The following is a 13022-nucleotide window of genomic DNA, read 5'->3' on the forward strand; positions in this document are numbered from 1 at the left end:
AATGGAGCAGATCAATTCGCACGTGCAGGGTAACAAGCTGCATTTGCGGCATGGGCCGATAGAGTTGTCAATTGCGGTGGAGGCCGCCAACCCCAGTGATCGGAGGGCTGCGTTCGCAGCGGCAGAGGATCGGTTCGCAACCATATTGGAAGAACTTGTCGGCGATCTGTGCTTCCTGCGCCGCCCCGTGGGAGATCGTGTACCCCTCTCACCGGTGGCGGAACGGATGTATTGTGCTGTGGTGACGGAGCGAGATCTGTTTTTGACACCCATGGCCGCCGTGGCCGGGGCCGTGGCCGATGAAATTCTCGATACGATGCTTTCGGTGGCTCTTTTGCGCAAGGCGCTGGTGAACAACGGCGGCGACATCGCCTATTTTGCGGCCCCGGGCGAACCTTTGCGCATTCTCATGTCGACACTCGCGGGTGAGAGACTTGGCGTGGCAAACCTTCCGGCGGGCCGGGGCGGGGTTGCCACCAGTGGTTGGGGCGGGCGCAGTTTCTCGCTCGGGATTGCGGATAGCGTGACGGTGTTGGCGGAAACCGCCGCTGAGGCTGATGCTGCCGCCACGTTGGTCACGAACGCCGTCGACCTACCCGGCCATCCGGCGGTTCGACGAAGCCCGGCGGAAGAACTTTCACCTGAGTCGGACCTCGGCGCACGGCTGGTGACGACAGGATGCGGCAGGCTTACCGACGGGGAGATCGAACAGGCTCTTGCTGCTGGCATGGAGGAGGCAGAACGCCTGCACGCCACCGCGCGGCTGGACGCAGCCCTGCTTCTGCTTCAGGGGCGGTTCGCCCAATTCGGTCCGCGCCTCATTGCCCAACCTCATACCACGAAAGCAGCCTGACATGCCCGACATAGCAATTCGAAAGAGCACTCTCTGTGTCGAGGAAATATTTCACGAATTCGGGCCGCCTCCACCAAAGCCCCTGCTGCGCGCCGCCGCAATATCCGTGATCGAAAACCCATATGCGGGACGCTATGTCGAAGAGATCGCGGTGTTCATGGATGACCTGAAAATACTCGGTTTGAAAATGGCCAATGATCTCGTTGCCGCTCTCGGCGGCGATCCGAAGAACATTGAAGCCTATGGTAAAGGGGCTATCGTCGGCGCGGCAGGCGAACTGGAACATGGTGCTCTATGGCATGTGCCGGGCGGCTACGCTATGCGCGAAGTGCTGGGCGGGGCGAAGGCAATCGTGCCTTCAGCAAAGAAGGTCGGTGGTGTTGGTGCCCGCCTGGACGTGCCGATCACCCATATCGACGCCTCATACGTGCGGGGACATTTTGACGCAATGGAAGTCGGTGTGCCGGATGGACCGCGAGCCAGCGAACTGGCCTTCGTGCTGGTGATGACAACGGGTGGTCGCGTTCATGACAGGGTTGGCGGTTTGCGGGTCGAGGATGTGAAAGGGGAGGACGGGCTGCGATGAGTGCCGATATCAGAAAAATTGCCGTGTGGGTTGAGGAGACCCACAGAGAGGCTGGCAAGTCGATCACACCGCCGACACGCAAGGCGGTGGCGGTAGCGGTTATCGCCAATCCGTTTGCCGGAGGTTTCACCGAAGACCTGTCTGAGCTGATGGAAATCGGCGCGGAACTAGGCGGTCTGCTGGGCGGGCGATGCGTTTCAGCGCTGGGGATCGCGCCGTCAGCGGCTGAAAGCTATGGCAAGGCGGCGATGGTCGGCGAGAGTGGTGAGTTGGAACATGCCGCGGCCATCCTGCACCCCAAGCTCGGTGCACCTTTGCGGGCCGCCGTGGAGAAAGGTGCGGCACTGGTTCCGTCTTCAAAGAAGATGGGCGGTCCAGGGCAGGTCCTGGACGTCCCGCTTGGCCACAAGGATGCGGCTTATGTCCGCTCCCATTTCGACGGCGTCGAAGTGCGCCTGAACGATGCGCCCCGTGCGAACGAGATCATGGTCGCCGTCGCTGTAACCGATAGTGGCAGGCCCTTGCCGAGAGTAGGTGGGTTGGAAGCCGGTGACGCAAAGGGTGAAGACGGACTGCGGTAACGACCGCCGGCAAACTGCATTCAGATGGTGACGAGTTCCGGGATGCGACCAGCTGGTGGGGTGTTCCGACTACGCTGGCTGCAGACAACGCCATCTATGACCGTCATGCCGACACCTGGCAGGTTACCGAGCTGCACAGACTCGAGGATATTCTTTCCCGGAGCGTGCTGCGCCTGATCCATCAGTACGAAATCCGCACAATATCCCGCTTCGATCAGTCCGGTATCGAGCTTCCGCTGGCGGGAGGTGTTCCCGTTGCCAAAGCAGAATGCTTGCTCCGCCGGGATGTTGCCGAGGCTTGAGAGCATAGCGATCATTCGCAGGATACCAAGCGGTTGCACGCCCGAGCCGGCCGGACCATCGGTGCCAAGAATTACTTGGTCGAGTTTCCCGAGCTCCCGTGCCGTGTTCAGAGTCAGCAAAGCCGCCCTTTCGTTGCCATTGTGCACGATTTCCAACGCCGCCTTGCAGCTTTCGCAGAGGCAGACGATCTGATCATCCGGCAGGGCGGAATGGCCGCCGTTGATATGGCCGACGACATCAGTTCCGGTTTCCAGAACCATGTCGGCATCAATTAGGCCGGAGCCAGGTATGGACGGACCTCCTGTGTGGATCGTGCTCTGGATTCCGTACTTCCGGGCCCAACCGACCATCTCCCGCGCGGTCTTGCCATCCTTTACGGTGCCCAGTCCGACCTCGCCCATCAATTTTACACCCGCGGCGGCAAGTTCCTTGAAGTCTTCCTCGACCATACCGTGTTCAATCACCGGAGCACCGGCGTGAACCTTGACGCCGGAAGGACGGAAATTCTCGTACCAACGCTGGGCTGCAATCGACATAGCTTTCAGGCCGACAATATCCTTTGGGCGACCTGGCATGTGCACTTCTCCCGCCGAGATTAGCGTGGTGACACCGCCATGGAGCGTTGAGTCGATCCAGTGCAGTTGCTGCTGGCGTGGCGTGTAGTCGCCGACAACGGGATGCACATGGCTATCGATCAATCCCGGCGCCAGAGTCGTTCCATGAGCATCGACCACCGTTGTCGCGCGTTCGGTGTCGAGATCAGCTTCGTATCCCCAGGCGCTGATCTTGCCCCCATCTGCGACGACGCAATCACCGTCGAAAATCGGCTGTTCCAGCTTGCCGGAAAGCAACAGCCCGATATTGCGGATCACCAGTTTCGCGTCGTCTGCCATGGCCTTTGCCTCCTTTAACTTGCTGATCATACCCCGAGGTAGCGCGAGAGCGTGCCCGGGTTTTCCCTCAGGTCCTCAGCGCTGGCCGTGTGGGCCAGCCGGCCGTGCTCAAGAAAGACCACACGGTCGGCCAGCGACAATATCGTGTCAACGCGCTGTTCGACCAGCAACACACCGAGGCCCTCCTGCCGCATGGTACAGATTACGTCCGCGACCAGAGCGGTCATGGTTGGCTGGAGGCCTTCGGATGGTTCATCGAGAAGCAGAACCTTGGGTCGGGTAGCCAACGCGCGAGCGGTGGCCAGCATCTGTTGTTCTCCACCCGACAAGGTTTCCGCACGCTGGCTGCGGCGTTCCTCCAGTCGAGGGAACATCTCAAAGATTCGCGTCAGATCATCCCGGCCGCCGCCGCTGACCATCAGACCCACATCGAGGTTCTGTTGTACCGTCAATTCCCGGAACAGGCGGCGACCTTGGGGTATGTAGCCAAGACCGATTGAGGCAATACGATGGGGTGGCAATCTGGCGAAGCTCTCTCCGTCCATTGCGATGTCGCCCTGCCAGAGGGGCAGAATGCCCATCAGCGCCTTCATTGTTGTTGTCTTGCCTGCACCGTTACGACCGAGCAGGCACACGACCTCTCCCGGCGCGACGCTAAAGGAGACATCGGTAATCACCCGGGCTTTGCCGTAGCCGGTTGATATGCTGGAGACTTCAAGCATTATCCGTGCCCAGATACGCGGCCTGAACTTCGGCATTTACGCGAATTGCCTCTGCCGTGCCTTCTGCAAGGGTGCGGCCCTGATCCAACACAGTAATGAACTGTGCGGTTTCCATGACTACATCCATGTTGTGTTCAATCAGTAGTATGGTGGAGCTTCTACCCAAGGTCTGGATCAGGGACTTGAAACCCTCGATCTCGCTTTCCGCCAGCCCTTGGGTCGGCTCATCAAGAATAAAAAGCCGCGGGGACTGAACCAGGCCCATGGCAATTTCAAGCAGACGCTGGTGACCGTAGGCCAGATCACCGGCAAGTTGCTCTTGCCGGTTAGCAAGGCCTACCTTCGCCAGCGCCTCATCGGTCGCCGCCTGAACTCGGACGTGGTCTCGCCTGTACACCCTTCGTGCGGCCAGGGCCACATTCTCGCGGGTACTCAGGCCGGCAAAGACGGACGTTATCTGGAAGGTGTATGCCATGCCGCTGGAAATCCGCCTGTGCGCAGGCCAGTCGGTGATTTGCTTCCCGGCAAAAAAAATCTCGCCGCGTGTAGCTGGAATTCTGCCGCAGAGCATGCCGACGAACGTCGACTTGCCTGCGCCGTTCGGACCGATGATGGCGCGGATCTGGCCTTCGGGCAGGGCAAAATTCACGTCAGTCACAGCATCGAGCCCCGCGAAGGATTTGGAAAGCCCCCGCGATTCCAGCAGGTTTACGGCAACCATGGCACCGCCCTCCGCCGGAGTTCGCCAGCGAGGCCACCGGGTGCGAACATTGTCAGAAGAACTAGAATGACACCTGCCGCCAACATGTATGCGCTGGTGATACTGCTGGCATAGTCTATCAGGTAGAACATGAAGATCGTGCCGACCAGCGGCCCGATGGTGGTGCCCGAACCGCCGAGCAATACCCAGAGCAGGGGCAGGATAGAATATTGTACGGAGGCAAAGGTTGCTCCGGCATAGCCGAACAACAATGCATACGCCGCTCCCGATGCCCCCGACAGTAGGCCGGAAAGGGTGACGGCATACCATTTGATGCGCTGCACGTCGTAGCCGAGCATTCGCGCGCGTTCCTCGTTCTCCCGTATGGCGACGAAGGCGCGGCCAAGCGGCGTGTTCACCAGCCAACCGAGCCATAGAAAAATCACGGAAAATAGTAAAAGCGCGGTGAAATAGCGGATGCTGTCAGCCGTGAGATCGAGCCCCAGCAGGTTTCTCGCGGCCTGTGGGATAACAAAACCCTCGTCGCCGCGCGTATAGGTGCCGAAGTAGAGCACCGTCAGATAGCCAGCCTGCGCAAACATCAGTGTGACGATCATGAATGCAACGCCCGTGGTGCGCAATGCGAGGAAACCAGTGACGCCAGCAATCACCAGCGCCGATGCGAGCCCGGCGAGGAACGCGGGTGCGGGGCTGACACCGCCAAGGTGCATGGCAAGGCCGAGACCATACATTCCCGCAGCAAAGAACAACGCATGGCCGAGACTGAGCAGGCCCGTGTAGCCGAACAGCAGGTTGTAGCCCATTGCGTAGACCGCAAGGACCATGATCCGCGAGAGATTGCCCATATGATACGCTGGCAGCACGAAGAACAGGGCCGCCAAAAGCAAGGGTACGCCTAGGTGGAGCAATGCGGATTTGCGCTGCACGGTCATGTTGCGCGTTTGCCAAGCAGTCCCTGCGGGCGAAGGATCAGTACGAATGCGACAAGCAGGGTGGCGATGATTTTGGCCAGCGTCGGTGAGAAAAAGACGGACACGATACCATCGCTAAGGCCGATCAGAAGAGCCGCTATCACCGTGCCAGGCAGACTGCCCAGACCGCCGATGATCACAACGATGAAGGATAAAAGCAGCGGGTCACCACCCATGAGGTAATGTGCCTGCTGTACGGGTACAATCAGCACTGCGCCAAGGGCAGCAAGGGCGGCGCCGAGGCCGAAAACGAAGGCGTAAACACGCTCGACCGGGATTCCGAACGCCTGTGCCATCTCGCCGTCCATCTGAGTGGCACGCATGATCAGGCCAATGCGGCTTCGAGCCATGATGGCCCAGAGGATGCAGAGGATTGAAACCGCAGCGACAATGATGAAGAGCTTGTAGCTCGTTGTGCCAAGCCCCCATGGCCACGTAAGGTGGAAACCGCCCTCAAAACTTGGCCATGGCAGTGCAAGCCTCTGATTGAACGGAGGCTCCACCGGTCTGGCATCGGGCCCGAACGTCATCAGCGCACCTTGCTGGAGGATGTAGAGCATGCCGATCGTCGCCACGATTGTCCGCTCCGGGTCGTAATCGATGCGCCGGAGGACGAGCCAGTCAGCGGCGGCCGCGATCAGGCCGGCGAGAGCGGGGGCGATAAGCAGAGCAGCGACGAAGCCGAGGGCCGGGTGGCCGCCGACGTGGCTGGCAACGAACCAGGAGAGGACGGCGCCGAGCATGAAGAATTCGCCGTGAGCGACATTGACGACGCGCATCACTCCGAAAACGAGGCTCAGGCCGACGGCGGTAAGCGCCAGAACGGCCGCCGTGATCGCGCCTTCCAGCGTGGCCAGAAGCAGGTATGGGCCCAAATCCATCGGGACTGATCAGAAGGACTGCGTCGTGTAGTCCACCTCGTCTTCGTAGAAGGTATCCTCGATGGAAGTGGTGTGCTGGAGGACCAGCTTGCCGCCCTCGACCTTGGAAATGTATTGGTGGCCGAAAACCTGGTGGGTCTTGCCATTGAACATCTTCGCACCTTGTGGATGGGCCGCGGAGAGAGGCATTTCCGTCATTGATTCAACAGCTTCGATCAATGCTGCCCTGTCGTCCGTGCCGGAATAGCCCGCGGCCTCCATGCCGGCCTTGACGATGTGCAGCGTTTCCCAGCAACCGAACATGTGAGCATAGGTGGAGATGTCCTTGGCATCGCTGACCGAGGCGCCGTTCTCATCGACACCGACAGCTTGCCTGTATGCCTTGTCGTACTCCGACTGGTCGGCCTGAGCGTAGCGGGGGTTGCCCTCCCAGAAATAGGTGCCTTCGAGAAACTCGAGACCGGGGCTGGAAAGATCTACTGCTTCAAGACTGTCAATGAAACCAAATATTTCCGGCTTTGACGGCCCGAAGAACTCGCCCATCTCCTTGACAAATGTCAGGACGGCGGGGCCGACCATGACGTGATAGATCACTTCTGTCTCGCGCGGGATCTTCGGGAAGTATTTGGTAAAGGAGGTTTCTGTCGGCGGAATGGCGATCATTTCCAGAACTTCGCCGCCCTGTGCTTCGATGGCAGAGGAGAAATAGTCCCGGTGGTCGTGGCCGAAGGCAAAGTCGGGGAAGATCATCGTGACCTTCTTGCCGAGGTTTTCGGCAACGAAGGGGGCCATGGCCTGGACCTGGCTCTTCACGTCCGTGATGCCGGGCTGAAGGGTGTAGCGGTTGAGCGCACCGGAGGCGACGTGATGACCCTCGGAAACGACGAAATAAGGGATTTTCAGCTCTCCCGCACGCGGTGCGGAACCGAAGACGACGTGGCTGAAAAGCGTGCCGAAAGCGATGTCGCAATTGTGCTGGGTTGCGAATTTCTCCACGACTTCGGCACCGCGTTTCGGGTCGGTTCCGTCATCTTCGGCGATGATTTCCACCGGGCGGCCGGCAATTCCGCCTTCGGCGTTGATCTTCTCCACCGCTGCCTGTGTCGTACGATCGTACCAGCGCCCGTAGGCGGCGCCAATGCCGGTGCGATGAACCTGAAAACCGATGCGTACCGGCTCCGACGACTGGGCCTGTACGTAGGTTCCAAGGCCGGGGAGGAGGGCGGCGGCGGTGCCCGCGCCCAGTGTTTTCAGGGCCTTGCGGCGTGTGCGCAGGAATAGCGGTGTCTTGCTGTCGGTCATCGGCTGGTCCCCTGTTGTCTTCATCCCTTTGCGGGAGTTCCCTTGAAACGTGACGCTTCCGCTGGCGTCTGTCTACAGTTTTCAGGGGGTTTGCCCGCGGATCAGGCACCCTTTGGGGCGGCCAGCAACCAGAGGCCGAGCAGGGTGTAGGCGACCATGAAGAGCGACAGTGGGATCTGGCTGCGGAGGGCGGAAGTGTCTGATCCGTAAAGCATTCTCGCGGCACGGTGGGCGAGAACAAGGGACAGGACGTGGCCGGCAACGACGGCGGCGGCCTGCGTGAGCCAGATGATGCGGACGGTGGCGGTGGTGTTGAAGAAGCCGGTAGTGACGTAGAACGTGCCGAGATTGAGCAGATCGGCGCCGGTTGCAAGCGGGTCTGACAGGGCAGCGAGCAGGTACTGACCGTTGACGAGAGCGGCAGGCAGGTAGTGGGCGATGTGATAGCCGAAGGCGATGGGCAGGGTGGTGACGGCGAGCAGGGACCATGCCCTGAAAAACCGGATTTTCCTTTTATTTGCAATTAGATGGCCAAGTGCGGCGCAGGCGGTGAATGTCGTCAACAGCAGGGCGCAAGTGGCTGCGAGACCGAGTGTCGTGGGCAGGATCAATGCGGACCGGCCGGGAAACTCGAGTGGGTTCACCCCGATGCGGGCGAGCCACCAGAATGTCTCGTTCAACCCGTCGAAACTGCCGGCGCCAAGGAGGAGCAGGGCAAAGAGGCCGGTGGCAATTTGCGTGCGGTGGGCGAGGAGTGCATTGCCTGGGAACGACGGGCCGGTGGATTGGTTAACGGAAAGGCGGGCGAACAGGCTCATCATAACCGTGAAAACTTCACATCTGGTTAACCATGTGCGGGTGCCGAAGACCTGGGTGCCGACATAGGTGAAAAGCCAGTAGCCGCCGGTGATACGGGCCAGCCGATCCGGATCATCCGGGGCCGGGTCGGCCAGCGAAAAGCTGAAGAATATCAGCAGGATGACGCAGGCGGGCCACGGGCCACCGGGAATGGGGCGGATGTGATCGGGCGCTGTGAGTGAGGCAATGGCGCGCCATGGGTTGATCCAGCCCCACAGGTTTCCGACAAACCCTTGCAGGACCACAAGAAAAATCCAGAAACCACTCCAGATCGAGAGCGGCAGCAGATTGGAAAGAGGATCGCGGGGGCCGGTGATGCCAAGCCAGAGTAGCAGGAAGAGCAGGGCGGTTGCGGCAAGACTGGTATAGTGGGCGGCCCGCGGCAGGGATGCGGGCGATACATCCGCAGGTACGACCGGCATGCGCGGCCGCGAAAAGGCGAGAAATGCAAGCGTTGCCAATACGATGACGAGGCCGCAGGCGATGTAGGCGTCGGTGGGCAGCAACAGCACGAAGGCCTGCTCCGAGACATGGGCGGTGACCGGGGAGGCCATGAGGGCAAGCGGCGCTGCGCATGCGACCACGGGGAGAACACCGACCACCGGTATCCGAACCCCCGCCGTGACCGGGCATTGCCGTGAATGCAGCAGGTTGACGGAGAGCAAGGCGCGGCACATGGTCAAGCAATGACAGGTTTGGTGGGCAAGTCAAAATGAAAGCACGAATGGCAGTTATCCTGCTGGTTTTACTGGCATTTGTCGGTACGATCTGGTGGACTTCGCGCGGAATGGCGGTGGAGATCGCGGAGCCTTCGGCGGCGGTGGTGAACGGCAATGTGGCCGTCTTCGCGCGGATAGTCGCACGGGATGGCCCCGACAGGCTGTTGTCGGCCAGCAGCCCGGAAGCGGAGAGCGCAAGGATTGTCGGTATCACCGAAGGCCACGCTGCCGCCATACCTGCGGACAGTGGCGCGCTGCTTGCGGCGGACGGAGCCTATGTGGAACTGATCGGCGTTTCCGGGGAGTTGAAGGCCGGGCGGATTGTGCCGGTGGAATTGCGGTTCGAGAACAGTGGCTTGCAGCGGTTCAAAGCGGTGCTGAGCGACACGGCAGCGCAGGACTACGGTGTGAAGGAAGCCGGGCGTGAGATGAATGTGGCGATCGCGGTGGCGCCCAATGAGGTCGGCGGTTGGCAAATCCTGTTGCAGACGGACGGGTTCAGTTTCAAGGGCCGTGAGGCGGAGGGCCAGCATGTGCAGCGTGACGGCCACGGCCATTTGTACCTTAACGGGTTGAAACTGGGACGCATGTATGGGCCATCACAAGTTGTGGGCGAACTGCCGCATGGAGAGCATATTTTCAGCGTGGTGCTGAACGCCAATACGCACGAGGCATATGTTAACGACGGCGTGCCTGTGGCGGCAAAGGTTAACGTGACGCAGCAGGATTGAGCGGTTTGCGGCGATATGGGTTTCGTATGGTTTCGGTATGGGTTTGGTATGGCTGATTTGCGGATTTCAGGCCGATCCGGGCTGATCGGCAGGCCGGCGCCGCGAGGTAAGTGAAAAGATTACCTGTCAGGTAACGGTTTTGATTACCTGGCGTGGCGGGCGCGATTGACGGGTAATTTGGCAGGCTGAATCCAGCGGCTCCGGGGGAGAGTTGCCGCGCCCCGGCAGAGGGGCGCGGCCGTGTCCGGTCAGGCGTGCACGGCCTCGGCCATCACGTCGTCACCGACATGGGCTTCGTACTGTGCGAAGTTGGAAGCGAACATCTGCACCAGTTTGGCGGCCTGCTTGTCGTAGGCGGCCGGGTCTGCCCATGTGCTGCGCGGATCCAGCAGGCCGTTGTCGATGCCGTCGAGTTCGGTGGGAACTTCGAAGCCGAAGTTCTGATCCTTGCGGAACTTGCCGCCTGACAGGCTGCCGTTGAGTGCGGCTGTCAGCAGGGCGCGGGTGGCCTGGATCGGCATGCGGGAGCCGGTGCCGAAGGCGCCGCCCGTCCAGCCAGTGTTCACCAGCCAGCAGGTGGCGCCGTGGCGGGCGATGCGGTCGCGCAGGAGATTGCCATACTCCTCCGGCCGGCGCGGCATGAAGGGCGCGCCGAAGCAGGTGGAGAATGTGGGCAGCGGTTCGGTGACGCCCTTCTCCGTGCCCGCGACCTTGGAGGTGAAGCCCGACAGGAAGTGGTACATTGCCTGCGCGGGTGTCAGCCGGGCGATGGGAGGCAGGACGCCGAAGGCATCGCAGGTGAGCATGATGATGTTGCGCGGTGCGCCGCCGCGGGCGGTTTCGGATGCGTTGGCGATGTAGTCCATCGGGTAGGCGCAGCGCATGTTGGCGGTGAGGCTGTCGTCGGTGAAGTCGAGTTCCTTGGTGTAGGGGTCGAACACCATGTTCTCGATGACCGTGCCGAATTTCTGCGTGGTGCCGTAGATCTCCGGCTCCGCCTCCGGATCGAGGTCGATGGTCTTGGCGTAGCAGCCACCCTCGAAGTTGAAGGTGCCGTCGTCGGACCAGCCATGCTCGTCATCGCCGATGAGGGTGCGATCAGGGTCGGCGGAGAGGGTCGTCTTGCCGGTGCCCGACAGGCCGAAGAAGATCGCAACGTCATCGGGGTTGCCAGTGGCGTGGTTGGCCGAGCAGTGCATGGGCATCACGCCCTTCTGCGGCAGAAGGTAGTTGAGGACCGCGAAGACGCCCTTCTTGTTCTCCCCAGCGTAGGAAGTTCCGCCGATGAGGATCATCTTTCGTTCGAGGCTGACGGCGATGACCGTTTCCGAGCGGCAGCCGTGGCGTGCCGGATCGGCGTTGAAGCTGGGGCAATTGAGGATTGTGAACTCCGGCAGGAAGGTCGCCAGTTCCGCCGTATCCGGCCGACGCAGCATGTAGCGGATGAACAGGTTGTGCCATGCGAGTTCATTGATCACGCGGACGTTCAGGCGGTGGGCAGGGTCCGCACCGCCGTAGAGATCCTGCACGAACAGCTCGCCCCCGCGGACATGGGCGAGCATGTCCTGATGCAGCACCTCGAAGTGCTCCGGGCTCATCTCCTTGGTGTTTTCCCACCAGATGCTGTCCTCGGACGATGCCTCGCGGACGGTGAACTTGTCCTGCGGCGAACGACCGGTATGCTTGCCTGTCTCCACCAGCAGCGTACCTCCCTGACCAAGGGTGCCCTCTCCGCGCCGGAGCGCGGCCTCCATCAGGCCGGTCTGTTCGAGATTGTAGTGGACTGTGCCGACGCCCTTTATGCCGGTCTTCTCAAGTGTTGTGGATGGATTGACCAAAACAGTCATTGGTTGCGCGCTCCCTGTGCATCGCAAGGCCGCGCACCAGACGGTCCGCGGGCCTTCTCCCCTAGAATTTGCCGCGACGCACCGAAAGGGCCGTTTCGATGGGGATATCGGTATGCGACCGAATCCCGCGCGGCGACGACGTATAGAGCGGTTTAGCATGGGAATTGTGGCTGACCAGTGGCTATTGTGACAAATTTATCCTGCAACCGGTTTTGGTGCTTCCCGAGGCTTAATTCTCAGGTGCTTATGTATACGGTAAGACGACGCAGCGTTGCGCCATTGTCTTTTGTGAAGAAGTGGTAAAGATTGGCGCAGACTAAAATCGGGGATCGGGACATGTCCGCAACTATCGCTCTGGTCGATGATGATCGTAACATTCTGACATCTGTATCAATGGTGCTCGAAGGCGAGGGATACACGGTGCGCAGCTACAATGACGGTGCCACCGCGCTGTCGGCATTCGAGAAATCAATGCCCGACCTTGCAGTGTTCGACATCAAGATGCCGCGTATGGACGGAATGGAACTGTTGCGGCAGGTGCGCCAGAAGTCCGATCTGCCGGTCATCTTCCTGACCTCCAAGGACGAGGAGATCGATGAGCTGATCGGGTTGCGGATGGGCGCTGACGACTACGTGCGCAAGCCCTTCTCGCAGCGGTTGCTGGTGGAACGTATCCGCGCGATCCTGCGCCGCCGCGAGGCGATGAAGGAAGGCAGCAGTTCGGAAGCCGACAACAATACCATCACCCGCGGTTCGCTGACGATGGACCCGCTGCGGCACGCGGTTTTCTGGAAAGAGATGCCGATCACGCTGACAGTGACGGAATTCCTGATCCTGCAGGCGCTGGCGCAACGTCCGGGCTTCGTGAAGAGCCGGGACCAGCTGCTGGATGTCGCCTATGACGATCAGGTCTATGTGGACGACCGGACGATTGACAGCCACATCAAGCGGATCCGGAAGAAATTCAAAGCGCAGGACGATGATTTCACTTCCATCGAAACGCTGTACGGCATCGGCTATCGCTACAACGAGGCGTAAGCTGAAAGGCAGCCGG

General features: G+C 60.6%; 13 protein-coding genes. 5 read left to right on the plus strand and 8 right to left on the minus strand.

The window, feature by feature from the left end:
- Nucleotide 1 precedes the first annotated feature (1 nt).
- Genes GO499_RS18815 through GO499_RS18825 form a run of 3 tightly spaced genes read left to right on the plus strand, consistent with a single transcriptional unit; the run spans nucleotide 2 to nucleotide 2020 of the window.
- On the plus strand, nucleotides 2-853 hold the full coding sequence (locus GO499_RS18815) for a UPF0280 family protein (RefSeq protein WP_161863628.1): 852 nt from the start codon (nucleotides 2-4) through the stop codon (nucleotides 851-853).
- Nucleotide 854: 1 nt separating this feature from the next.
- Nucleotides 855-1439 carry an amino acid synthesis family protein gene (locus GO499_RS18820; protein ID WP_161863629.1) on the plus strand — a complete coding sequence of 195 codons (585 nt, stop codon included), beginning with the start codon at nucleotides 855-857 and terminating at the stop codon, nucleotides 1437-1439.
- Complete coding sequence (locus tag GO499_RS18825; RefSeq protein WP_161863630.1) at nucleotides 1436-2020, plus strand: amino acid synthesis family protein; 585 nt, start codon at nucleotides 1436-1438, stop codon at nucleotides 2018-2020. The genes GO499_RS18820 and GO499_RS18825 overlap by 4 nt, the downstream gene beginning before the upstream one ends.
- Before the next feature lie 20 nt (nucleotides 2021-2040).
- On the opposite strand, the gene GO499_RS18830 is transcribed toward GO499_RS18825, so the two are convergent.
- The 7 genes from GO499_RS18830 to GO499_RS18860 all read right to left on the minus strand — a co-directional run bounded on the left by GO499_RS18830 (nucleotide 2041) and on the right by GO499_RS18860 (nucleotide 9255).
- Complete coding sequence (locus GO499_RS18830; RefSeq protein ID WP_161863631.1) at nucleotides 2041-3216, minus strand: amidohydrolase family protein; 1176 nt, start codon at nucleotides 3214-3216, stop codon at nucleotides 2041-2043.
- A 26-nt stretch (nucleotides 3217-3242) separates the two neighbouring features.
- The gene (locus GO499_RS18835; RefSeq protein ID WP_161863632.1) at nucleotides 3243-3938 is read right to left on the minus strand and encodes an ABC transporter ATP-binding protein; all 696 of its coding nucleotides are present in this window, start codon (nucleotides 3936-3938) and stop codon (nucleotides 3243-3245) included.
- On the minus strand, nucleotides 3931-4659 hold the full coding sequence (locus GO499_RS18840) for an ABC transporter ATP-binding protein (protein ID WP_161863633.1): 729 nt from the start codon (nucleotides 4657-4659) through the stop codon (nucleotides 3931-3933). The genes GO499_RS18835 and GO499_RS18840 overlap by 8 nt, the downstream gene beginning before the upstream one ends.
- Nucleotides 4647-5591 (minus strand): branched-chain amino acid ABC transporter permease, encoded by a 945-nt coding sequence (locus tag GO499_RS18845; protein WP_161863634.1) that lies wholly within the window; start codon nucleotides 5589-5591, stop codon nucleotides 4647-4649. The genes GO499_RS18840 and GO499_RS18845 overlap by 13 nt, the downstream gene beginning before the upstream one ends.
- Complete coding sequence (locus tag GO499_RS18850) at nucleotides 5588-6511, minus strand: branched-chain amino acid ABC transporter permease (protein ID WP_161863635.1); 924 nt, start codon at nucleotides 6509-6511, stop codon at nucleotides 5588-5590. Before GO499_RS18850 ends, GO499_RS18845 begins: the two co-directional genes overlap by 4 nt.
- A gap of 9 nt (nucleotides 6512-6520) precedes the next feature.
- Complete coding sequence (locus GO499_RS18855; RefSeq protein WP_161863636.1) at nucleotides 6521-7813, minus strand: ABC transporter substrate-binding protein; 1293 nt, start codon at nucleotides 7811-7813, stop codon at nucleotides 6521-6523.
- A gap of 101 nt (nucleotides 7814-7914) precedes the next feature.
- Nucleotides 7915-9255 (minus strand): hypothetical protein, encoded by a 1341-nt coding sequence (locus GO499_RS18860; RefSeq protein ID WP_284154818.1) that lies wholly within the window; start codon nucleotides 9253-9255, stop codon nucleotides 7915-7917.
- Between the two features lie 128 nt (nucleotides 9256-9383).
- Between GO499_RS18860 and GO499_RS18865 the strand changes: the two genes are divergently transcribed.
- The gene (locus GO499_RS18865) at nucleotides 9384-10121 is read left to right on the plus strand and encodes a copper chaperone PCu(A)C domain-containing protein (RefSeq protein ID WP_284154819.1); all 738 of its coding nucleotides are present in this window, start codon (nucleotides 9384-9386) and stop codon (nucleotides 10119-10121) included.
- A 248-nt stretch (nucleotides 10122-10369) separates the two neighbouring features.
- On the opposite strand, the gene GO499_RS18870 is transcribed toward GO499_RS18865, so the two are convergent.
- Nucleotides 10370-11968 (minus strand): phosphoenolpyruvate carboxykinase, encoded by a 1599-nt coding sequence (locus tag GO499_RS18870; RefSeq protein ID WP_161863638.1) that lies wholly within the window; start codon nucleotides 11966-11968, stop codon nucleotides 10370-10372.
- Between the two features lie 336 nt (nucleotides 11969-12304).
- Here GO499_RS18870 and GO499_RS18875 point away from each other — a divergent pair, with 336 nt between their 5' ends.
- Nucleotides 12305-13006 carry a response regulator transcription factor gene (locus GO499_RS18875; protein ID WP_161863639.1) on the plus strand — a complete coding sequence of 234 codons (702 nt, stop codon included), beginning with the start codon at nucleotides 12305-12307 and terminating at the stop codon, nucleotides 13004-13006.
- Nucleotides 13007-13022 lie beyond the last annotated feature (16 nt).

The sequence above is a fragment of the Algicella marina genome (assembly GCF_009931615.1).
Lineage (GTDB): Bacteria > Pseudomonadota > Alphaproteobacteria > Rhodobacterales > Rhodobacteraceae > Algicella > Algicella marina.